A 21,721-nucleotide genomic window follows, 5' to 3' on the forward strand; every position below is an offset into this window, starting at 1 on the left:
GGCCCGCGTTTTTCACAGGAAGAGGGGGACTATGATGAAGAAGAAACGAAACGTTTTACCATACGCCATGCTCATACCGGGCTCGGTGCTGATGATCGCGCTGGTGTTCTACCCGATCATCGTCACCTTCTACTACAGCCTGCAGCATATGAAGCTGACCGCTCCGCAGGACAATCGGTTCGTCGGGCTGCAAAACTACCAGAAGATTCTGAGCGACTCCTCGTTTTGGTACTCGCTGCAAAACTCCATGGTCATCCTGGTGGTGGTCGTGGTCCTCACCGCCGTGGTGGGGCTGGCGATCGCGCTGCTGCTCAACGTCGACAGCAAGCTCAACGGCGTGCTCACCGCCATCGCCATCATCCCCTGGGCGCTGCCGCCCATCGTCAACGGCGTGATGTGGCGCTGGATCTTCCACCCGAGCTTCGGCTTCCTGAACAGGTTGCTGCTGCGCCTGGATTTGGTGGAACAGCCGGTGCAGTGGCTCAACAGCCGGTGGTCCATCATGCTGATCGCCTCGCTGGTGGTCGCCTGGCGGAACATCCCCTTCTGCGCGGTGGTGACGCTCTCGTCATTACAGGCCATCCCGCGGCAGATCTACGAATCCGCCGTGATCGACGGCAGCGGCACCTGGCAGACCTTTAAGCACATCACCCTGCCGCTGCTGGTGCCGAGCTTCGGGATCGTGCTGACCTCGACCTCGATCAACGCGATCAATGTCTTTGACGAGATCGTCTCGCTGTCCGGATATGGGGATATGAGCAAAAACCTGATGATTGACGCCTACCTGCGCACCTTCAGCTTCTTAGATTACGGGGTGGGCAGCGCGCTGACCTATATCATCATGATCCTGGCCGGGATATTGGGGCTTATCTATATCCGCAACGTCTACCGGGAGGTGAGTTACCTGTGAGCCGTAAGAAATCGCCTGCCTTCCGGGTGGTCTACACCCTGGCGATCATCTGCTTCGTCGCCTTTTCGCTGGGGCCGATCCTCTGGTCGTTCATCATGAGTATAACCCCCCAGTCCGAGATGCTCGCCAACTCCACCAATTTCTTTCCCAAGAACCCGACCTTCCAAAACTACATAAAGCTGATCGCCGACTCGGACCAGCAGGGCCTGCTCTTCCGCAAGGGACTCGTCAATTCCATCAAGGCGGCCTTTTTGTCGCTGCTGCTGGGGATTCCCTTCGCCGTCTCGTTCGCATATCCGCTGGCGAGGATCAAGTTTAAGGGCGTCAAGCTGATCCGCGACATCCTGCTGTTCACCATGGCCATCCCGGTCTTTGCGACCATCATCCCGCTGTACCGGCTGTTCGTCTCGCTGCAGCTGCTGGACAATCTCTTCGGGCTGGTGCTGGTCTATATCACCTCCTTTTTGCCGCTGACCGTCTGGCTGCTGATCAGCTACTTCGACACCCTGCCGCGGGAGCTGGAGGAGGCCGCCTATGTCGACGGATGCTCCCGCTTCGGGACGATGGTCCGGATCATCCTGCCCATCTCCTACCCGATCATCTTCGCCGCCTCCCTGATCGTCTTTCTGACGACCTGGAACCAGTTCCAGATCCCGCTGATCCTGGCGCCCTCCCATGCGACCAAGCCGATCGCGGTGGTCGCCTCCGAATTCGTGACCAAGATCACGGTGGACTACGGGCTGATGAACGCGGGGGGCATCCTCGCACTGATCCCGCCTTCGATCGTGGCGATCGTCTTCCGCAAGTTCCTGATCACCGGGATCGTCGGCGGCGCGACCAAGGGATAGGGGGCGGATGGCATGAACGGTACAATGACCGAGGTCCTGGCCGGGGTGGACATCGGCGGGACCAGCGTCAAGGTGCTCGTCTGCGACGCGCGCGGGCGCAAGGTCTGCTTACAGAAATCCTCGACCCTGCCCGCGTATCTGGGCACCGACGGCAAAACGCCGGACACCGGCCCCCAGCGCCGCTTCGACGGGGAGAAGCTCTGGTTCATCACGGCGCAGACGATCGCGCGGGCAATGAAGGAGCTGCCGCAGGGCTGCCGCCTGCGCTCCATCGCGGTGAGCAGCTGCGGGTGCACCGTGTTGCTGCTGGACGAGAAGGGGGAGCAGATCGACTTTTCGGTCTCCCCCGGGGAGCTCGCGCGCGAGGCCGCTTACTACGCCGGATGCTTTACCAACCAGGAGTTCTGCGCGCGCACCGGCTACCCGCTGGAGGAGAACAATTCCGGCTTCCACATCAGTGCCTTCTGCCAGAGGGAGCAGGGGCACAGGATCGCGCACGTCGTCTCGGTGGACGATTACATCGCCTACCGCCTGAGCGGGGAGATCACCCGCAACTACAGCACCGCGCTCTCCTGCGGCATGTGGGACTGGGGCGAGCGGGGGTGGCTTTCCCGCTTCCTCATGCGCACCGGCCTTCTAGAGGAGCAGCTGGGCACGCCGCTGGAGAGCGGCACCCCCATCGGCCCGGTCTGCCAGACGGCGCTCGAGGAAGCCTGCCTGCCCGACGGGGTGCTGGTGTGCACCGGCGGGCACGACTACGAGTGCGCCGCCTTCGCCTGCCACCCCCTGGTGGAGGGGAACCTCTTCTCGATCACCGGCACCATCGACATGCTCGCCTTTTTTCAGCGCGGGGAGCTGCCGGAGCCGATGGAGGAGTGCCGCCACATCTGTGACCGGCATGTGATGCCCGGCGAGCACAGCAGCATGATCGAGACGCTGGGCGCCGTACAGACCGAGTGGCTGAAAAACAGGGTCGTGGCCGACGAACAGTTCGGCTTCGCACTCGGCTGGGACGACTATTTTTCCCGCCTTGCGGGGCGCTATGGCGCGGACTTTCGCAGCACCGAGCTCTTCCTGCCCCGGGTGTTCGGCACCTATTTCCCATGGGTGGACCGCGACAGCCTCGGGATGTACGCGGGGCTTTCCAAGGATACCGATGCGTCCGCGCTGCTGCTGGCCACCGTCGAGGGGATGGCCTTTCAGACCAAGAAGATGGCGCATGTCCTCAAGGGGGATTTTTCGGCGCAGGACGCCGTGGTGATGGTGGGCGGGGGCAGCAAGGACCCCACCTGGCTGCAGGTCAAGGCGGACATTTTGGGTAGCAGGCTCATCATCCCCGCGCTGCCCGAAGCCTCGGCGACGGGCGCGGCGCTGCTGGGCGGGGTGGGCTGCAAGGTTTTTGCCGGCCACCGTGAGGCGGCGCAGGCCTGCGAAGGGGCCATACGGCAGGAGGTCCTGCCGGACCCGCGGCGCAGCGCCTATTTCGGGGAAGTTTACCGGGAGGTTTACCTCCCGCTGGAGAGGACTATGAACGAGTTTGACAAAAAGAGGCTGCAAATCAATCAACGATACGAGAGGTGACAGCGTTATGAAAACGGTAAACTTCGGGGTCATCGGGGGAGGGAGCATCTTTTCCCCCGAGCTTGTGGACCTGATCGCCAAGGACATCGGCGCCTTCGGCAGGGTGAACATCCGCTTTATGGACGTCGACCAGGGCCGACAGGAGGTGGTGTGCGGGCTCTGCGAGCGGATCGCCAAAAAGAGCGGCGCCCCGATCAGCATCTCCTATGTGGACAGCTACGAGCAGGCACTCGAGGGGTGCGACTACATCCTGATCCAGTTTCGGATCGGGGGGGAGGACATGCGGATAGACGACGAACTGCTCGGGAAGAAATATAAGATCCCCTTTGTGGAAACGGTGTCGGTCTGCGGGATCGCCACCTTCCTGCGCACCTATTACGAGGCGGAGAAGCTGGCAAGGCTGATCGTGGACAAAGCGCCGCAGGCCTGGGTGCTCAACTTTGCCAATCCCGCCGAGCTGGTGGCCCAGGCGCTCGCCGGGTGCGGGGTCAAAAAGGTGATCGGGGTGTGCAACGCCTCGACACGGCTGATCGGCTTTTTGAAGGAGAAGTTTCACTTCGGCGACGAGGACGACTACTTCATGACCTGGCGGGGGCTCAACCACCTGACGGTGGTGGACTCCTTCCAGCTGCGCGGGAAGGAAATCCTGCCCGAGATACTCCGCGATATGCAGGACTATGAGAGTGACCGCACCCCCTTCCCGGCGGAGCTTTGCCGGGAGCTCGGGTTTTTGCCCAACCAGTACTTCCAGTATTATTTCCTCGAACGCGAGCTGATCGGCAAGGAGCAGCAGGCTGCTCAAGTGCGTTCCCAGCTGGTCAAGGAGATCAACGGCGAGCTGCTGGCGGAATACAAGACGGCCGACTTTGTGCCCGAGGCGCTGACGAGGCGGGGCGGCTACGGCTATTCCCGCACGGTGGTCGAGGCGATCCGCTCGCTGCACACGGGGGACCGGCGGACCCATTACCTGGTCACTGAAAACCGGGGCGCCATCCCCGAGCTGCCCTATAAGGGCTTTGTCGAGGCGCCCTGCGTCGTCGGAAAGAATATGGTGCGCCCGATCGCCTGCGGCAGGCTGCCCGCGGCGGCGGCCCCGCTGATCAGCACGATGAAGGCGTTTGAAACCGAGCTGATCGCCGCGGCCAAGGAGCGCAGCCGCACGCGGCTGCTGCGCTGCATGATGATCCATCCGCTGATCGGCGACTACCGGATCGCGCAGCCGCTGCTTGAGGACATCCTCTCGCACAACGCCCCCTATCTGCCCGAGTTTCACTGAGCGGAGGCGTGGAAATGAAAAAATCCGATCTCGACCGGGTGTATGACCGCTCCGGCACCCAGTGTATCAAATGGGAGCACCTTCCGCCCGATGCGCCCGAGGGCGCGCTGCCGCTCTGGGTGGCGGACATGGATTTCCCCTGCGCGCAGCCCATCCTGGACGCGCTCCATGAGCGGATCGAGCAGAAAATATTCGGTTACACCGAGTACGACACCCCGGCGTGTAAGGGGGCGGTCACCGGCTGGTTTCGCCGCCGGTTCGGCTGGGAGATCGACCCCGCTCATATCTTCTTTTCCCCCGCCGTCATCCCGGCGATGGCTTATTTCATCGACGCGCTGACAGCCCCCGGGGACGGGGTTTTGATCCAGCGCCCGGTGTACTATCCCTTCACCAACATCATCCTCGGCGGCGGGCGGCGGGTGGTCAACAACCCCCTGCGCTACCGCGGCGGGGCCTATGAAATGGACTTCGGGGACCTCGAGCGAAAGCTCGCCGATCCCGGCACCAAGGGGATGATCCTCTGCAGCCCGCACAATCCGGTCGGCCGGGTCTGGAGCGAGGAGGAGCTGCGGGAGGTGGTGCGCCTTTGCAGCCGGTACGGCAGGTGGATCCTCGCCGACGAAATCCACTGCGACCTGGTGCGCCGCGAGGAGCGGCACCATCCGATCCTCAAGGTCTGTCCCGAATATGCCGATCATATCGTCGTCTGCACCGCGCCGACCAAGTCCTTCAACCTCGCCGGGCTGCAGGTTTCCAACATCATCATCCCCGGCGCCGCCTTCCAGGAGGTCTGGCGGCGGCAGGCCGAAGCGCGCTTTGCCATCTCGACCGACAACCCGCTGGGGTTCGCCGCGATGGCCGCCGCTTATAACCGGTGCGAGGACTGGCTGGACACGGTCAACGAATACATCGACGACAACATCCGCTTTGCGCGGGAGTACCTCGAAAAGCGCCTGCCGAAAGCGGTGATGGTAAAAGCCCAGGGCACTTATCTCATCTGGGTCGACCTGCGCGCCTACTGCGCCGACAGCAAGCGCCTGCGCGAGCTGATGGTCCGCCGCGCCGGGGTGGTGCTCGACGAGGGGGACATCTTCGGAAAGGAGGGGAGCGGCTTCGAGCGGATCAACGCCGCCTGTCCGCGCTGCGTCCTCGCCGGGTGCCTCGAGCGGATGGCCGGGGCGCTCAATGAGGGATCGCTGCTTATAAGTTCCTCCTGACAATATGTGCCGCGCCCCGCCGCAGCAAAAGCTGCGGCGGGGCGCGGCATTTTCCCGGGAGGCTATGTGCCCGGCGGCGGGCGGAGCCGGGAAAAGAAAGACCGTTAGCATAGTCTGCTAACGGTCGTCTTTTTGTTCTGTTTTCGCGGGCGGTTCGAGCACTGCGAACAAAATTCCCGCCTTTGTCCTAATTATATCCTGTTCTGGCGAATTTTGCAAGGAAAAGGGACGGCTTTTTTTCTGCTCCCCCGGGGCGGGCGGCCGCAAGCAGACTATTCTGCTGGTCTTTCTTATTTGGGGGAGACGAGATGAAGAAAAAATGGAAAATAGCCATGCTCGCCGCCGCGCTCACCCTGCTGCTGGCTTCCGGCGCGGGGGCCGCGCAGGAGGAGGGGGTGAGTGTGCAGGTGCGGGACGGCTACAGCTGCGCTTACGGGATCGACGTCCCCTTTACCCGCTCGCCGCGCACGCGGGAATACACCTTCACCGTCTATCCCGGCGAGACGGCATACGGGGAGCCGGAGGTGACGGCGGACGTGACCATCGAGCCCGCGGGCACGTCCACCGTCCACCTGCCGCTGCGCTACGACCCGGTCGCGCCGAGCAGCTGGACGCTGACGGTGGCCGCCCATGTGGAGGAACAGCGCACGGGGCTGGACCGGGAGGCTTCGTTTACCAAGACCTTCACCACCCGGCCCACCTGCGGGTGCGCGGTCGGGACAAAGGGGGCCTTCTACGCGGGGGACGGCAGCGGGGGCAGCCCCTTCCGGGTGGCCACGCCCGACCAGCTCAATCATGTGCGGGTGCACAACGAACGCTGCTACCGGCAGATCGCCGACCTCGATTTTGCGGGCTGGGGGGATTTTGCGCCCATCTGGCCCAACGCGGCGCTCAGCGCCAACCATGCCGTGGCGTACGGCGGGTTTATCGGCACCTATGACGGGGGCGGGCATATCTTAAAAAACCTGCATGTCGTCAGCGCGCCGCTGGGACCGGTTTACAGCCTCCCCGACTACGACGGCTACACCACCTCGCTCTTCGTGGGCCGGGATATGAAGCTCTATAACCTCGGGATGGATGCGAGCTGCACGGTGGTGAGCAAGGAGGTGTATATCGGCTCCCTGGTCAGCTCCCCGGGCATGATGGACAGCGTCGTTGAGATCGAGCGCTGCTACAGCGCGGCGGCCCTCACAGTCCCGGAGGGCTACACCAATTATGCCGGCGGCGTGGTCGGGCTGGTGACCGGGCGGGTCCTTATGAAGGACTGCTTCTTTGCGGGGAGCCTGTATTCCCCCAAGCGCTGCAGCGGGCTGATGGACCAGGTGCATGACGGCACCTCCTCCCTGTCGGACAGCTACAACATCGGCAGTATCGTGGGCAGCGCCGCCAGCCGCGACGGCCTGTGGAGCTACGCCTATGATCATACCGTCCCCACCGCCGCCAGCTTCTCGGTGAGCACCTGGCCGACCGTGCACGGGACCAACCTGGCGCTGTCCGGCTTTTCGGCGCCGGGCACCTTCTCCGCCTGGGATTTCGATTCGGTCTGGCGGATGGGCGAGGTGACCCGCCGCACCAGCGCCGGCGGCACCGAAACGGTCCAGGCCCCGGTGCTGCGCGTCTTCGACCACCCGCTCGATTCGTGATATGTTTGCAGGTCCCCGAAGCCTTCGGGGACCTTAAATTTTTGCTTGCAATTTTGATGGCGCGGGGGTAATATATGGGTGAAATGTTATAACAAACAAAGGGGTGGAAGAAAATGTTGCTGAAGGAATACCAACCGAGGAGTGAGCTGGTCCTAAAGGAGACCTATGTGGAGAAGCCCGCCTTCCCGGTCTACGACTGCCACACGCACTGGGGGAAGCTGATGATGGGGGACGGCTACACCGAGCTGTATGACACGGCGGCGGCGGTGACTTCCCTGCGCGAAAAGGGGATCCAGGCGGTGGTCAATCTGGACGGCTTCGACTTTGACGAGCTGGACAAGATGAAGCGAAAGATCGCGGGCCAGGAGGACTTTTTCCTCAATTTCGGCAACGTCGACGTCTCCCGGCTCGACGAGCCGGACTTCGGAGACTATGTCAAAAGCAGTCTGCGCTACGGCGTTTCACAGGGGATCAGAGGGCTCAAGTTCTGGAAGCCGATCGGCCTTGGGATCAAGGACGGCAGCGGGAAGTATATCACACCGGATGACGAGCGGCTGCGCGTGATCTGGGAGGAAGCCGCCCGCTATTCGTTGCCCATCCTGTTCCACATCGCCGACCCGCCGGCCTTCTTCAGGCCGATCGACCGCTTCAACGAGCGTCTTGAAGAGCTTGGGGAGCATCCCGACTGGTCGTTCTGCAATCCCGAGCTGTACTCCTTCGAGCAGCTCATGGAGATGCAGCAGAACCTTCTGCGCAAAAACCCTGACACCACCTTTATCATCGCGCACGCCGGCTCCTATTCCGAAAATCTTTTGCAGGTGGCGCAGTGGCTGGAGGAATTCCCGAATATGCGCATAGATATCGCCGCGCGGATCGGGGATCTCAGCCGCCAGCCCTATACCGCCCGCCGCTTCTGCATAAAATACTCCAAGCGGATTTTCTTCGGGACTGACTTCCATCCCGTCGAATCGCCGGACAGCTACAACATCTACTACCGGATTCTGGAGACCGACGACGAGTATTTTGACTACAGCCTGTCCCCGACCGGCGGCCAGGGCCGCTTCAAGGCCTACGGGCTCTACCTGCCCCGGGAGACGCTCGAGGACATCTACTGCGGGAACTTTAAACGCCTGTTCCACATTTCTTAAAAATACATAGACCGACCGACAGAAAAAGCGGCCCCGGCGCTGGAAACGAGCGCGGGGGCCGCTTTGGCTTTCGGTTTTCTTATTTTGCCTGTTCGGGTGGCGGGGCGCTGGCGTAGGACGGCCCGCACAGCTCGAGGTTGCACCCCGCCTCGCGCAGATCGCCCGCCAGCGACTGGGGCAGGCCGGAGTCGATGAGCAGCGCATCCACCTCCTGAAAGCGCAGCAGGGTCGCGAGCCCGTCCTGGTAGAGCTTCTGATGGTGGGCCATGGCGACGGTGCGGTCGGCGCATTCGCGAAAGCTGCGGTACTGGGGCAGGTGCGAAAAGTCGTCGGTCATCAGCCCGTGGCGCACGCTGATGGCCTTGGCGCCGGTGAAAAAGGTGTTGATCCTGAAGTGGGCGGCGTTGTCGCTGGTGAAGAAGCCGTAGGTGCATTGCTCGGAGGCGTTGAGGATGCCGCCCAGCAGGATGAGCTGGATGTTCTCTTCGTACATCAGGGCGTTCTGCACCAGCAGGGAATCGGTGAGCACGGTCAGATGCTGGAAATCCTTCAGCAGCGGGCAGAGCTCGAGCACCGTGGAACCGGCGGAAAGCAGGATGGTGTCCCCCTCATGGATGTATTGCAGCGCCCTGCGGGCGATCGCTTCCTTCTCGGCGTGCGATTCCTGCGAGCGCCGCAGCACCGGGGGCTCGGGCCGGTTGCTGCGCAGGATCATGGCGCCTCCCCGGAACCGGCGGATGTATTTTTTCCCCTCCAGGGTCATCAGTACCCGCCTGGCGGTGCTCTCGCTGATCGAGAGGTATTCGCAGAGCCGCTCGGTGCTCACACTGCCCTGCTCCTCAATAAGGGCGAGGACCTTCTTTTGCCGTTCGCTGAGTTTTTTGCCGTCCATGCCGTTGCCCACCTTTTCGCTTACTTACCTTTATTCTATAACAGAAAGATGGGAAAATCAAGAAAATGACGGAAATCGCGCAACTTTTTCGATTGGTTTGACCGGAAATATGAAGTCAAATGGTAATTTGACAAGAAACTGCAAAAAGAAACGCGATATTTTAGAAAAATTAAATAGAAACACCTATTGACTTTCTGGATTTTGATGTGATACAATCAAACTAAACCAAGAAAATGATTGGTTTCAGTCGAAAATAAAAGGAAACACCGACATCAATTGACTGAAAACGGTCAAAATATGGAAAACAAACCAACTAAAAGGAGGAAATGTCATGAGGACTGGGAAGAGACTGCTTGCCATGCTGCTGAGCGCGGCGCTGCTGCTGGCTTCGGGCTGCACGGTGACCACCGAGGATCAGGGCGGGAGCCAGGAGGCGCAGCCCCCCGAGGCGAGCGCGAGCGAGCCGGCCGGCGAAGAAAGCGAGGAGCCCCAGGAAGGGGTGACCACCATCAACTACTGGAGCCACAACGGCGAACAATTTATCGAGGCGAACAAGCAGATCATCGCCAAATTCGAGGAGCAGAACCCGGACATCAAGATCAAGTACGACATCTTCCCCTTCAACGAATTGCAGGAGAAGATGAAAGCCTCCTACGCGGCGGGCGCGGAGAGCGACTGCCAGCAGATCTTCGGCACCTGGGCGGTGCAGTATACCAAGAACGGGATGTTCAGCGAGGTGCCCTTCCTGACGATGGATCAGGTCAAGGAGAGCTACTTCGAGCCGACCTACGCGGGCTATACCTATGAGGACAAGCTCTACGGGCTGCCGCGTGAGTTCAGCATCGAAAACGGCGGCGTGCTCTACTATCCGGAGGAGCTGAAGGCCGCCGGGTACGACGAGTTCCCCAAGACCTATGACGAGCTGATCGACGCGGCCAAGAAATGCACCCAGTACGATTCGGGCGGCAACATCACCCATGTGGGCTTCGACATGTTCGGGCCGGACAACGTGCCGTATACCTTCATCTCCTTCCTGCTGCAGTACGGCGGGAACTACTGGACCGAGGACGGGCACGTCAACTTCACCTCGCCCGAGTCCATCAAGGGCATGCAGTCCCTGGTCGATCTGGTGCTCACCCACAAGGTGACCGATACCAAGCACATCTCCGAGTCGGACGACCTGTCCGAATACTTCTTCAAGGGCAACGCCTCGATGTGCATCATCGGGCCGTGGACCATCGCGACCGGCGTGAACCAGTTCGGGCTGGACAACTTCGATTACGGCCTTATGCCCTCGATCGCCAACGACTCCTATGCGTTCGCTTCCCCGACCGGCTGGGGCGAGGTGGTGTCCGCGCGCAGCAAGAACCTGGAGGCCACCTGGAAGTTCATCGAGTTCGCCACCAACGAGGAGAACAGCCTGCTCTTCAACGACGTGACCTATACCGTTCCCGCGCAGAAGGCGGTCGCCAATTCCCCGGAATTCCTGGAGAAGAAGCCGATGCTCGCCCCCTCGATCAAGGTCCTGCCCGAAGGCATTCCGATCGGTCCGTTCCCGAACGCGCCCTTCTTCAAGAAGACCGTTTACGACCACTTCGTGCGCATCTGTAACGGCGAGGAGACGGTCGAGCAGGCGTGTGAGAACATCGAAAACGAGATCAACCGCGACATCGACGACAGCAAACTCTCTTAAAGAATCATAAAGAGGAGGTGCCCGGATGGAGGGTAAGGAATATGTCCTGGGGGTGGACGTCGGCGGGACCAAGATCGCCGTCGGGCTGGTCAGCCGCGACGGGGAGATCGGCAGGAGCCGCCGCTACCCGATGGACCGCAGTGACCAGGAGCATACCCTTCGCTCCATCCGGGACGCCATCGAGGATTTCATGGAGCGGGAGAGGCCGCAAATCAAGGCGATCGGTCTCGGACTGGTGGGCCGGGTGGACACCGCCGGCGGGATCTGGAGCCGGGCGGTCAACCTGTCGCTTTTCCAGCCGGTCCCGCTGGGGGAGGAGCTCTGCGCGCGCTACGGCGTGCCGGTGAGCCTCGACAACGACGTATTCAGCGCCGCGCAGGCCGAACTGCTTTTTGGCATGGGGCGGCAGTCGAAGGATTTCCTGGTGCTCAATGTGGGCACCGGCATGTCGATCGGGATCGTCAGCGGCGGGAGGCTGGTGCGCGGCGCCGGCAACGTGGCCGGCGAGGCCGGGCACACGGTCGCCGGGGTCTGCGAGCGCACCTGCAAGTGCGGGCGGGCCGGGTGCCTGGAGTGCTTCTGCTCGGGCGGCGGGATGATCGAGCGTGCGCGCGAGCTGCTGCCGGACTATCCAAAGAGCACCCTTGCCTCCCTCCCTGCGGGGGAGCTGCACTCGGTCTCGATCTTCGCGCACGCAAGGCGGGGCGACGCGCTCGCCGCCCTGATCGCGCGCGACGCGGTGGACGGCCTTTGCGCCGGGTGCTGTAACCTGGTGTCGCTGCTCAACCCGCAGTGGATCGTGGCGGCGGGCGGCGTCTTCCGGGAGGCATCCCTAATCGAAACCATCGAGGGCTATGTGCGCAAATACGCCTTCTCCAGCAGCCTGATGGATTTTAAAGGCGTGCGCCTGTCCGCGCTCGACCCGGCCCACGCGGGCCTGCTGGGCGCGGGAGCGGTCGGCTGGCGGCCGTTTGAATGAAAGCTTAAAGGGAAACGGGCCCCGGCGCCGGTTTCCCCGGGAAAGGATCGGATACTGAATGAGAAGAAAAATTGTACTGGTCGGCGCGGGGAGCGCCGTTTTTACAAAAGGCCTGCTGCTCGACATCATTGAGCGGCGCGACGAGCAGTGGAGCGTCGGGCTGGTGGACACCGACCCGGTGGCGCTGGATGTGATCGACAAGCTCAGCCGCAAGATGGTGGAGCAGAAGGGCGCCGACATCGAGCTGAGCGCTTCGGTGGACCGGCGCGACATCCTGCCGGGGGCGGACTATGTGGTCAGCACCATCGGCGTTGGCGGCCGCCGCGCCTGGGAGCAGGACGTGTTCATCCCCCGCAAATACGGCGTCTACCAGCCGGTGGGCGACACGGTGGGGCCGGGCGGCCTCTCGCGGGCCATGCGGATGATCCCGCAGCTGTGCGACATCGCGCGGGACATCAAGATCATCTGTCCCGACGCCCTTTTCTTAAACTACGCCAATCCCATGACCATGAACTGCATGGCCATCCGCCGCGAGACCGGGGTGCCGGTAATCGGGCTGTGCCATGGGGTGAACAACGGCCTGGGGCGCATCTCGAGGTTCATGGGCCTGCGCAAGGAGGACATCTCCTTCACCGCCTGCGGGCTCAACCACATGGTTTTCCTCTACCAGATGCGCAAGGATGCAAAGGACCTCTTCCCCTATTTTGTAGAAATGCTCGATAAGGTTCCGGTGGAGGAGCGGCAGATCGGCCCGCTGACCGAGAACTTCGTGCGCGAAAACCACAGCTATGTGGTGTCGGACGACCGGCATTATTCGGAGTTTGTGCCCGAGACGACCCTTCGGGGCGCCTACCGCGGCGGAGAGCTCGGGGTAAAGTATTATTCCTTCGAGGGGACCATCCGCGAGGGGGACGAGGAGTTTGAGGAGCACCGCCGCTACGCCTACAGCGCCGAGGCGCTGCCCGAAAGCTTCTTCGAGCGGGAGAGCGGCGAGCACGAGCAGCTGATGGACATCATCGGCGCGATGATCTACGACCGGCCCGGCATTTTCTACGTCAACCTCCCGAACTGCGGGGCGGTTGCGGGGCTGCCGGACGAGACGGTGGTCGAGCGCCCGGCGCTGATCTCAGGCTCCGGGATCCAGCCGCTGCAGCTGCCCGACTTCCCCGTTACGCTCCTGCCGCGCCTGGCGCGCTTCGCGACCATCTATGAGATGGCGGTGCGCGCGGCGCTCGAAGGGGACCGCGGCCTCCTGCTGGGCGCGATGTGCGAGGCGAGCGCCATTTCCGACAAGGAGACGGTGCGCAAAATGATGGAAGAGCTGCTCGCAGCGCAGAAGGAATACCTGCCGCAGTTCTAGGCGGCCTTTAAAAACAGGAGGGGAGGGATCCTGACATGAAAAACGCCGGTGGGAACGCACCGCCCCGCCAGAAGCTGGGACGCGCGCAATCGAGGTTCGTGTTCTGCTGTCTGGCGCCGGTGATGGTGCTGTTCGTCGTCTTCCTGCTCGCGCCCATCGCGATCAGCGTGGTGCTGTCCTTCTTTAACTACAGCCCCTTGAGCGATAAGGCGGTCTTCGTCGGACTCAAGTATTATTCCTACATGCTGACCGACCCGAACTTCATCAAGACGATCGTCAATACGTTGATCTTCGTGGCTTCGGCGGTTGCAATCAATCTGGTGCTGTCCACCTCGATCGCGCTGATGGTTTATTCCCTGACCAGTGCGCGCATGCGCGAGATGTTCCGGGCGTTTTATTTCCTGCCGGTCATCGCGCCGCTGGTGGGCGCGTCGCTGGTCTGGAAGAACATGTTCGATCCCCAGTACGGGCTGGTGAGCATGATCATGGAACGCTTCGGATCGGACTTTAGCATCTATTGGCTCTCGGACGCCCGCTACGCCCTGATCGCGGTGATCATCGTCACCCTCTGGCACGACCTCGGCTACAACATCGTCATTCTGACCACCGGGCTCTACTCGATCCCCAAGACCTACTTCGAGTCGGGCAAGATCGACGGGGCCAACCGCTGGCAGCTGTTCTGGAACATCACCCTGCCGCTGCTCTCGCGCACCATGGCCTTCGTGAGCGTGATGACCATCATCTCCTATTTCCAGGTCTTCACCCAGGTGCAGATCATGACCCGCGGCGGGCCGAGCTACGCCACCCAGCTGATCGCGGTGTCGATCTATCAGAACGCCTTCGAGTTCGAGCGCATGGGCTACGCCTCGGCGATGGCGGTGGTGCTGCTGGTGCTGATTCTCTGCGTGTCGCTGATCCAGATGAAGCTAAACCAATCCGACTGGGAATATTAGGAGGGATATGCCGTGAAAGATAAAACCGTGCGCGTGTTCCTGGTCATCTTCCTGAGCCTCGGCTCGGTGGTGATGATGTTCCCGTTTGTGTGGATGGTGCTCAACGCCTTCAAAACGACCTCCGAAATTCTCGCGGTGCCGCCCTCCCTTTTTCCCAAGGTGATCTACCTGGGCGGGTACGTCAAGCTTTTCAGCGAGTCGCCCATCCTGTATTGGTTCCGCAACAGCCTGGTGGTGGTCACCGCGGTGGTAATCCTCCAGCTGTTTACCAGCTCCTTGAGCGGGTATATCTTTGCCAAGTTTGATTTCCGCTTTAAGAATTTCTGTTTCATCATGGTGCTGCTCACCCTGATGATCCCGTTCCAGGTCATCATGATCCCGGTCTATCTGATCGTGAGCAAGCTGCACCTGCTCAACACTCTCTATGCCCTGATCGTGCCCAGCATGGTCAGCGCGTTCGGGCTGTTCCTGTGCAAGCAGTTCATCGAGACCATCCCGACCGACCTGATCCATGCGGCCCGGATCGACGGGGCGGGGGAATTCAGGATTTATGGGAGCATTATCCTGCCCAACGTACGCTCGACCCTGTCCGCTTTGGCCATCTTTACCTTTATGGGCACCTGGAACGATTACCTCTGGCCGCTGATCACCATCAACGACACCAACCGCATGACCATCCCGCTGGCGCTCAACTTCTTCAGCGGCCAGCACAGCAAGGAGCTCAATGTGGTCATGGCCGCCTGCACGGTGGTCATTCTGCCCGAGATCATCGTCTACCTGCTCTTCCAAAAGCAGTTCATCCAGGGCATGGCCCTCAGCGGAATGAAGGCTTAGCGCGGCCGGACGATAACAGCCGATTACAGAATAAGAAGGTGTATATTACATGGATAAAATCATAACCGAAACGGCCGCCCAGTTTGATTACGAGGTGGCGCTGCAGGTGGCGCGCCAGGTGCTGAAAAAACCGGACAGCGTGCTCTGCCTTGCGACCGGGAACACCACCGAGGGGATTTTTAACGAGCTGGTGAAGCTCGCGCAGGGCCTGTCCATCGACTTTTCAAGGGTGCGCACCGTCAACCTCGACGAGTATGTCGGGGTCTCACCCGACGACCCGACCAGCTGCCGCTACAGGATCGAGCAGCAGCTCTTTGAGAAGCTGCATATCCCGAAGGAGAACGTCTATGTGCCCAGCTCCACTGCCGAGAATGCGCAGCAGGTCTGCGAGGAATTCGAGCGGCACCTGCAGGAGCTCGGGGGGATCGACCTGATGGTGCTCAGCACCGGGGAAAACGGGCATATCGCCTTCAACGAGCCGGGGACCCCCTTCGGCTGCCAGGTGCACATCGCGAAGATCACCCGGAGCACGGTGGAGGCCAAGGCCGCCCTCTTCGGGGGGGAGGACAAGGTGCCGCAGGCGGGCGTCTCGATGGGGGTGCGCTCCATCATGATGACCCGGCGCATCCTGCTGGTGGCGAAAGGGGAGCACAAGGCCCCGATCATGAAGAAGATCCTCTGCGGCCCCGTCACCGAGGCCGTCCCGGCCTCGGTGCTCCAGCTGCACAACAACGTGACCTTGATCGCGGACCGCGCCGCCATGGCGCGGGTGGACTGCGATTAGATGAAAAGAAGAAAAGCCTCCGCCGTATGGCGGGGGCTTTTTTGATTCCAGCGAAGCGAAAAAATGAGCGTGTCCATGGGCCGGCCGGCTACGCCTTGTTTTCTTCCCCGAACCGCTGTGCGATGATCCCGGCGATCCGCTCAGCCGCGTGTCCGTCCCCGAAGGGGTTCTGCGCATGGGCCATCCGCCCGTAGGCGGCGGGGTCGTGGAGCAGCCGCATGGCAGATTCATAGACCGACTGCTCGTCGGTCCCGGCGAGCAGGGCAGTGCCCGCCTCGATCGCTTCCATGCGCTCGGTCTCTTTGCGCAGCACCAGTACCGGCCTGCCCAGCGAGGGAGCCTCCTCCTGCAGCCCGCCCGAATCGGTCATCACCATATGGCAGCGCCCGATCAGGTTGTGCATATCGAAGACGTCCACCGGCGCCACCCGGTGGACCCGGGGCGTGTCCGCAAAAGCCGCCTCTGCCTGGCGGGCGACGGCGGGGTTTGGGTGCACCGGGAAGACGAACTCCACATCCGGGCAGTCGTTTAGGATCCGCCTGACCGCCGCGAAGATGGCAGGCAGACCCTGCCCGAGGTTTTCCCGCCGGTGGGCGGTCAGCAGGATCACCCGGCGGCTGAAGTCGATCTCCCGCAGTGCGCCTTGGGAGAAGCGGTGGTCCTCCTTCACGGTGTAGCGCAGCACGTCGATCGCCGTGTTGCCGGTGACGAATATTTCCCCCGGCGCATTCTGGCGCAGCAGGTTTTCGCGGTTGCGCCCGGTGGGGGCGAAGTGCAGGCTGCACAGGTTCCCCAAGAGGGTGCGGTTCATCTCCTCCGGGAAGGGGGAATAGAGGTTCCCGGTGCGCAGCCCGGCCTCGACATGTCCCAGCGGGCACCGGGCGTAGAAGGCGGCCAGCCCCGCCGCGAGGGCGGTGGAGGTGTCGCCGTGCACCAGCGCCACGTCCGGGCGCTCCTTTTCCAGGATGGGGGCCATCCCCTGCAGCACCCGGGTGGTGATGTCGGTCAGGGACTGACCGGGCTGCATGATGTCGAGGTTGTAGTCGGGCTGCACGCCGAAATGCTCCAGCACGCCGGAGAGCATCTCGCGGTGCTGCCCGCTGGCGCAGACGATGGGGGAGAGGAGCGGGTGCTCCCGGCAGGCGAAGACGAGGGGGATCATCTTGATGGCGTCCGGCCTGGTGCCGAAAACCAGAAGGGGCCTGATCGGTTTCAAGGTTGAACCATCCTTTCATGAGAACCCGGATGTAAATATAACAACTGCATTATTATAGCACAGCCCGCCCGCTTGGGAAAGGAAACGGCGAAAGGTGCGGTAACTTCCAGAATTTTAAATTGCGGTTTGGATCAAAACGTGATGCATTTGTGACCGGACGCCTGTATAATGGAAAATGAGATTTTGTGCGTTGGGAGGGGAAAGGACTGAAAACCTGGAAGGACCGGCTGCCCTCCCCGCCCCTGCTGGCGGTGCTGGCGGCCGCCGTAATCATGCTGGCCACCCTTTTCCTGCCGCCGGTGGTGGGGATGGCGGACAACGGGGACTTTTTCAGAGTGATCGATGATGCGGGGCTCTACAAGTTCGACCGCTATGAGAAAGACCAGTATTTCAACTATTTTGCCAAGGAGTTCGGCGTCTTCCAGTATTTTAAGGAATACGGCGAGCCCTTCTTCTCCTCCCAAATGCCCTTCGTGCGCGCGGCGATGCACCTGGACCGGCTTTTCACCGGCGATAGCGGCGTGTTCGACGTGCGCTTCCTGGGAGCGCTCTTCTGCCTGTGGGGGCTGCTCGCGATCTACCTGCTGGTGGATTACGCCGCTTACGGGCGCCCGCGAAGCGAGGGGTATCTCATCGCCGCGCTGGCCGTCTTCTTCTTTGCCGATACCGGCTACATCGCCTACTTCAACTCCTTCTTTGCCGAGGGGCTGGTCATGGTCTCGTTCCTGACCTGCCTTGCGAGCATTCTGCTGATCGACCAGCACCGTTATAATCCTTATCTGCTGCTGGCGGTCTTTTTTGTCAGCGGGCTGGTGCTGTGCAGCGCCAAGCAGCAAAACGCCCCTTTGGGCTTCCTGCTCGCCGGGCTTTTGGCCTGTATGGCGTTCCGTTATCAAAAATATGAGCGGCTCTGGCGCTCGGTGCGCAGGGAGGGGAACGTGCTGTATATCACGCCTCCCGTCGACGCGCCCGACTTTTGGGAGCAGGAGCGCGCGCAGCTGCAAAAGCTGCGCGCGGCGCTGGGCCGCCGCGGCCCGCGCCGCTGGATCAGGGAGCGCTTTGGCCGGGAGCGCCGGGAACGCCGCCATTTTAAGAAGGCGGCGCTCCTGCTGTCCGCCCTGCTGGCGTTCAGCGGCGCGGCGGTGTATCTGCTGATTCCGCAGGAGTTTGTCAACATCAACAAGTACCACGCCATGACCCGCGGGGTGCTGATGACCTCGCAGAACCCCGAGGAGGCGGTCGGGGAATTCGGGATCGACCCGCAATACGCGCTGCTGGACCGGACCATCTATTTCGACCACTATCCCCCGGTGGATGTGGAGGGCGTGGAGCTAAGGGAAAACTTCTACCCGAAATACGGCTTCGTCTCGATCTCGCTTTACTACCTGCGCCATCCGGGCGAGCTCATGCAGATGATCGACTACGCCGCGCGCAGCGCCTACGCCATCCGGCCCGAGGCGATGGGCAACTATGAGCGCAGCGCGGGGCGCGACCCGGGGGCGCGGGACTACACCTTCGCGCTCCATAGCAGCCTGAAGCAGGCGCTCACCCCGCGCACGGTGGGTTACATGTTTATCTGGATCGCGGTGGCGCTCCTTTGCGGCATGCGGGAGCGCTGGCGCACCCTGGTGCTGGCGTTTGCCATCCTGATGGGGCTCTCGCAGTTCGGCGTATCCATCATCGGCGCGGGGGACGCGGACCTGAGCAAGCATGTGTTCCTCTACAACGTCGCCTATGATTTCACCAACTTTATCGTCATATCCACCGTCCTGGTGCCCAGCCTGAGCGCCCGCCGCGCCAAGAAGCGGCAGGGTGGTCCCGCCCTTACAGGGGAGCGCCGGGGCGATAAACAGAGGGAGGAGGCCACGGTATGATGAGGCGTATCCCGGCCGCGGCGGCGCTGTGCGGCCTGTTGCTGCTCACAAGTTGCGCGCGGCTGCTGCCCGAAAACATACCGTCCGCGCCGCCCGGCGAGGCGCTCTGCCTAAAGTTTGTGCAGGAGAAGCTGACCGGGGAGGACGGCGGGGTGCATACCAATTTCCTGCCGGGGGAGCCCGGCGGTGAGCTCGCCGCCGGGCACGAGGTGCTCCTCGAGTCGCAGGGGCTGCTTATGCGCTACTATGCGCGCACCGGGGACCGGGACCGGTTTTCGCGGGCCTTTGACTTTGTGCGGGAGGAGCTCGATTCCGGCGAGATCCTTTCCTACCGGCTGGACGGGGAGGGGAGGCGCTACCCGGTCAACGCCGCGGTGGATGACCTGAGGGTCCTGCGCGCGCTGCTCGAAGGGGAGGAGCGCTTTCGGGAGAGGTCCTTCGGGGAGCAGGCGCGGCAGTATGCCGCGCGGCTCTACAGCACCAACGTGCAGGACGGCCTGCTGCTGGACCTTTACGACGAAAGCTACAAACAGGCCGGGCGCAGCTGTACGCTCTGCTACGCCGACCTCGGGACCATGCATCTGCTCGGGAGGTCGGACCGGCGCTGGGAGAAAGCGGCCGGGCAAATGGAGCGGGTCGTGGCCGGCGGCTTCCTCGGCGAAGCGTTCCCGTTCTTTCACAGCCGTTACCTGCCGGACGAGGGCAGGTATGAGACCGATACCGTCCACATGGCCGAGGGGCTGCTCACCGTGCTGCACCTCGCCGAGGTAAACGCCTGCCCGCCCGAGACCTTGCACTGGCTGCGCGACACCCTGGCCGGCGGGCCGATCTACGGGGAATATACCCCTGCGGGCGAACCGGTGGTGGATTTCGAGTCCACCGCGGTCTATGCCCTCTGCGTGCGGATCGGCTACGAAAGCGGGGATGAGGAGCTCGCGCGTCTCGCGATGGAGCGCCTGTCCGCCCTGCAGGCGGGGGATGAAGCCAGCCCGGTCTACGGCGCCTTCGCCGACCCGCAGAGCCTCGCGGCCTACTCCTTTGACAATCTGAACGCGCTGCTGGCTCTGCGCGCGTGGGCCGAATGGGAGGCGGGGAGCCGATGAATGGGTTGGTAAAGAGGCTGGGGAGCGCCTTCCTTTGCCTGTGTCTCGGCTTTGGGCTGCTCGTGCTGCCGGGTTCGGCCGGGGAGGCGCAGGACGGTCAGCGGCCGGTCTCCCTGCTCGTCTGCGACGAGCAGGACGGGCGGTACCGCCTCGAAGCGCTGCTGCGCGCCTGCGGTCTTCCCGTGGTCTCGGTGAGCCGGGACGAATACTCCCCCGGGCTGCTGCCGGGATATGAGGGGGTGATCACCACCGACAACCGCCCCTACCGCGACGCGCTGGAAGCCGGGGTCCCGGTCTTCTGCGTGGGCCAAAGGAGCGGGCCGGTACAGGGCGCATCCCTGGCGACGCTTGAGCGCGGCGCGCTCACCCTGCGCCTGGATGGGCATTCCCAACAGCTTTTTGCGCGGGACCCCGTGGAGCTGCTCGCGCAGGCGCCGGGAGAGGCGGTGGGATCGCTCACCCTCACCTCGGGCGAGCAGTTCCCCTTTGCGGCGGTGATGGGCGAGGTGGGTTACGCGCCCTTTTACCGGGGGGATGATTTGAGCGCGCTCGCGCTTGCGGCGGCGGTGCGCCGCTGGATGGGCGGGCAGGACGAGGGGCAAATGTACGTGCTGATCGACGAAATCTATCCCTTCACCGACCTTGCGATGCTCTGCCTGAGCGCCGAGCGGCTGCATGAAAACGGCATCCCCTTCATTCTGCGGATCATGCCGGTCTACGACAACCTCGACTATCCGGCCTTTTTGCGGTATGCGCAGGTGCTGCGCTATGCCCAGTCGCTGGGCGGCACGGTGGTGCTGCACGACCCGATCGTGCTCTATACTGACAATGACGAGCCGATCGACACCCGCAAGGAGCGGGTGCGCGCCGCGCTGGAGGGGCGTTTCTCCCTCCAGCGCCAGCCCGTCATCCGCCAGACCGGCGGGGAGCCGATCGAGACTAAGCTCGCGCGCACCAAAAAGGCGCTCGAAGACCTGGGGATCCTGCGCATGGACATGGCGCTTCCGCCGTTGGAGCTGACCTGTGGGCAGCTGGGCGCGATCGAGAGCGATACCCGGAATTTCGGCACCTTTGCGGTGGATACCATGGTGACCTTCGCCCCCTTTGAAAGCGAGGAGGAGCTCGACGAGGCGATCGGGATACTGAACGGCCGCTGGCTCTCCCTTTCGCGCTACGGGGGAGAGCGCTTCGAGGAGGAGCTGCGCTACGATGAAATTCCGGTCGACGAGCAGTTCGAGTACCGTAAAAAGGAGGAGCTCAGCTTTACCGCCTTCTTTGCGGGGGCCAACAAGCTGCTGATCCTGATCGTGCTGATCAGCGCCGGGGTCTTCGTGCTGATGCTCACCTTCGGGCGCAGGATTTACCGAAATAAGTTTTATAAAGAATAGTTTTATAACTTCCCATATTCAA

General features: G+C 62.4%; 18 protein-coding genes. 16 read left to right on the forward strand and 2 right to left on the reverse strand.

Annotation, left to right across the window (positions count from 1 at the left end):
- Positions 1–34: 34 nt before the first annotated feature.
- From EDD78_RS12095 to EDD78_RS12125, 7 genes are all read left to right on the forward strand, one after another.
- Positions 35–910 (forward strand): carbohydrate ABC transporter permease, encoded by an 876-nt coding sequence (locus tag EDD78_RS12095; protein ID WP_079697991.1) that lies wholly within the window; start codon positions 35–37, stop codon positions 908–910.
- The gene (locus EDD78_RS12100) at positions 907–1,758 is read left to right on the forward strand and encodes a carbohydrate ABC transporter permease (protein WP_242942089.1); all 852 of its coding nucleotides are present in this window, start codon (positions 907–909) and stop codon (positions 1,756–1,758) included. The genes EDD78_RS12095 and EDD78_RS12100 overlap by 4 nt, the downstream gene beginning before the upstream one ends.
- Positions 1,759–1,770: 12 nt before the next feature.
- Positions 1,771–3,339 (forward strand): FGGY-family carbohydrate kinase, encoded by a 1,569-nt coding sequence (locus tag EDD78_RS12105; protein WP_132085107.1) that lies wholly within the window; start codon positions 1,771–1,773, stop codon positions 3,337–3,339.
- A 7-nt stretch (positions 3,340–3,346) separates the two neighbouring features.
- A complete protein-coding gene (locus EDD78_RS12110; protein ID WP_132085108.1) occupies positions 3,347–4,615 on the forward strand; it encodes a family 4 glycosyl hydrolase in 1,269 nt (422 codons plus the stop codon).
- 14 nt (positions 4,616–4,629) lie between these two features.
- Positions 4,630–5,832: a MalY/PatB family protein gene (locus EDD78_RS12115; protein ID WP_132085109.1), complete on the forward strand. Its 1,203-nt coding sequence runs from the start codon at positions 4,630–4,632 to the stop codon at positions 5,830–5,832.
- Between the two features lie 308 nt (positions 5,833–6,140).
- Entirely contained in the window at positions 6,141–7,475 is a 1,335-nt protein-coding gene (locus EDD78_RS12120) for a hypothetical protein (protein ID WP_132085110.1), read from the forward strand.
- A gap of 113 nt (positions 7,476–7,588) precedes the next feature.
- A complete protein-coding gene (locus EDD78_RS12125; protein ID WP_079697986.1) occupies positions 7,589–8,623 on the forward strand; it encodes an amidohydrolase family protein in 1,035 nt (344 codons plus the stop codon).
- A gap of 79 nt (positions 8,624–8,702) precedes the next feature.
- Here EDD78_RS12125 and EDD78_RS12130 read toward each other — a convergent pair whose 3' ends face one another.
- A complete protein-coding gene (locus tag EDD78_RS12130) occupies positions 8,703–9,515 on the reverse strand; it encodes a DeoR/GlpR family DNA-binding transcription regulator (protein ID WP_079697985.1) in 813 nt (270 codons plus the stop codon).
- 331 nt (positions 9,516–9,846) lie between these two features.
- On the opposite strand from EDD78_RS12130, the gene EDD78_RS12135 reads away from it, so the two are divergent.
- The 6 genes from EDD78_RS12135 to EDD78_RS12160 are packed head-to-tail and all read left to right on the forward strand — an operon-like array spanning position 9,847 to position 16,118.
- Entirely contained in the window at positions 9,847–11,208 is a 1,362-nt protein-coding gene (locus EDD78_RS12135) for an ABC transporter substrate-binding protein (RefSeq protein WP_132085111.1), read from the forward strand.
- A 25-nt stretch (positions 11,209–11,233) separates the two neighbouring features.
- Positions 11,234–12,187: an ROK family protein gene (locus tag EDD78_RS12140; RefSeq protein ID WP_132085112.1), complete on the forward strand. Its 954-nt coding sequence runs from the start codon at positions 11,234–11,236 to the stop codon at positions 12,185–12,187.
- 58 nt (positions 12,188–12,245) lie between these two features.
- Entirely contained in the window at positions 12,246–13,547 is a 1,302-nt protein-coding gene (locus tag EDD78_RS12145; protein WP_079697982.1) for a family 4 glycosyl hydrolase, read from the forward strand.
- A 35-nt stretch (positions 13,548–13,582) separates the two neighbouring features.
- Positions 13,583–14,500 (forward strand): carbohydrate ABC transporter permease, encoded by a 918-nt coding sequence (locus EDD78_RS12150; RefSeq protein WP_079697981.1) that lies wholly within the window; start codon positions 13,583–13,585, stop codon positions 14,498–14,500.
- Between the two features lie 12 nt (positions 14,501–14,512).
- A complete protein-coding gene (locus EDD78_RS12155) occupies positions 14,513–15,334 on the forward strand; it encodes a carbohydrate ABC transporter permease (RefSeq protein ID WP_242942088.1) in 822 nt (273 codons plus the stop codon).
- Positions 15,335–15,383: 49 nt separating this feature from the next.
- Entirely contained in the window at positions 15,384–16,118 is a 735-nt protein-coding gene (locus tag EDD78_RS12160; RefSeq protein WP_079697980.1) for a glucosamine-6-phosphate deaminase, read from the forward strand.
- 88 nt (positions 16,119–16,206) lie between these two features.
- Here the strand turns inward: EDD78_RS12160 and wecB are convergent, their stop codons facing one another.
- Positions 16,207–17,334 (reverse strand): non-hydrolyzing UDP-N-acetylglucosamine 2-epimerase, encoded by a 1,128-nt coding sequence (gene wecB / locus EDD78_RS12165; RefSeq protein ID WP_132085113.1) that lies wholly within the window; start codon positions 17,332–17,334, stop codon positions 16,207–16,209.
- A gap of 185 nt (positions 17,335–17,519) precedes the next feature.
- Here wecB and wsfD point away from each other — a divergent pair, with 185 nt between their 5' ends.
- The 3 genes from wsfD to EDD78_RS12180 are packed head-to-tail and all read left to right on the forward strand — an operon-like array spanning position 17,520 to position 21,699.
- The gene (gene wsfD, locus EDD78_RS12170) at positions 17,520–19,208 is read left to right on the forward strand and encodes a glycan biosynthesis hexose transferase WsfD (RefSeq protein ID WP_132085114.1); all 1,689 of its coding nucleotides are present in this window, start codon (positions 17,520–17,522) and stop codon (positions 19,206–19,208) included.
- The gene (locus tag EDD78_RS12175; protein ID WP_132085115.1) at positions 19,205–20,311 is read left to right on the forward strand and encodes a hypothetical protein; all 1,107 of its coding nucleotides are present in this window, start codon (positions 19,205–19,207) and stop codon (positions 20,309–20,311) included. The genes wsfD and EDD78_RS12175 overlap by 4 nt, the downstream gene beginning before the upstream one ends.
- Positions 20,308–21,699: a hypothetical protein gene (locus EDD78_RS12180; RefSeq protein ID WP_132085116.1), complete on the forward strand. Its 1,392-nt coding sequence runs from the start codon at positions 20,308–20,310 to the stop codon at positions 21,697–21,699. Before EDD78_RS12175 ends, EDD78_RS12180 begins: the two co-directional genes overlap by 4 nt.
- The last annotated feature ends 22 nt before the right edge of the window (positions 21,700–21,721 follow it).

It is taken from the genome of Harryflintia acetispora (assembly GCA_004340125.1).
GTDB lineage: Bacteria > Bacillota > Clostridia > Oscillospirales > Ruminococcaceae > Harryflintia > Harryflintia acetispora.

What these genes read in the sequence shown, in the direction of transcription:
- EDD78_RS12095 (WP_079697991.1), top strand. Translation starts at nt 35, where the DNA reads ATGAAGAAGAAACGAAACGTTTTACCATACGCCATGCTCATACCGGGC.
- EDD78_RS12105 (WP_132085107.1), top strand. Translation starts at nt 1,771, where the DNA reads ATGAACGGTACAATGACCGAGGTCCTGGCCGGGGTGGACATCGGCGGG.
- EDD78_RS12110 (WP_132085108.1), top strand. Translation starts at nt 3,347, where the DNA reads ATGAAAACGGTAAACTTCGGGGTCATCGGGGGAGGGAGCATCTTTTCC.
- EDD78_RS12115 (WP_132085109.1), top strand. Translation starts at nt 4,630, where the DNA reads ATGAAAAAATCCGATCTCGACCGGGTGTATGACCGCTCCGGCACCCAG.
- EDD78_RS12120 (WP_132085110.1), top strand. Translation starts at nt 6,141, where the DNA reads ATGAAGAAAAAATGGAAAATAGCCATGCTCGCCGCCGCGCTCACCCTG.
- EDD78_RS12125 (WP_079697986.1), top strand. Translation starts at nt 7,589, where the DNA reads ATGTTGCTGAAGGAATACCAACCGAGGAGTGAGCTGGTCCTAAAGGAG.
- EDD78_RS12130 (WP_079697985.1), bottom strand. Translation starts at nt 9,515, where the DNA reads ATGGACGGCAAAAAACTCAGCGAACGGCAAAAGAAGGTCCTCGCCCTT.
- EDD78_RS12135 (WP_132085111.1), top strand. Translation starts at nt 9,847, where the DNA reads ATGAGGACTGGGAAGAGACTGCTTGCCATGCTGCTGAGCGCGGCGCTG.
- EDD78_RS12140 (WP_132085112.1), top strand. Translation starts at nt 11,234, where the DNA reads ATGGAGGGTAAGGAATATGTCCTGGGGGTGGACGTCGGCGGGACCAAG.
- EDD78_RS12145 (WP_079697982.1), top strand. Translation starts at nt 12,246, where the DNA reads ATGAGAAGAAAAATTGTACTGGTCGGCGCGGGGAGCGCCGTTTTTACA.
- EDD78_RS12150 (WP_079697981.1), top strand. Translation starts at nt 13,583, where the DNA reads ATGAAAAACGCCGGTGGGAACGCACCGCCCCGCCAGAAGCTGGGACGC.
- EDD78_RS12160 (WP_079697980.1), top strand. Translation starts at nt 15,384, where the DNA reads ATGGATAAAATCATAACCGAAACGGCCGCCCAGTTTGATTACGAGGTG.
- EDD78_RS12175 (WP_132085115.1), top strand. Translation starts at nt 19,205, where the DNA reads ATGATGAGGCGTATCCCGGCCGCGGCGGCGCTGTGCGGCCTGTTGCTG.
- EDD78_RS12180 (WP_132085116.1), top strand. Translation starts at nt 20,308, where the DNA reads ATGAATGGGTTGGTAAAGAGGCTGGGGAGCGCCTTCCTTTGCCTGTGT.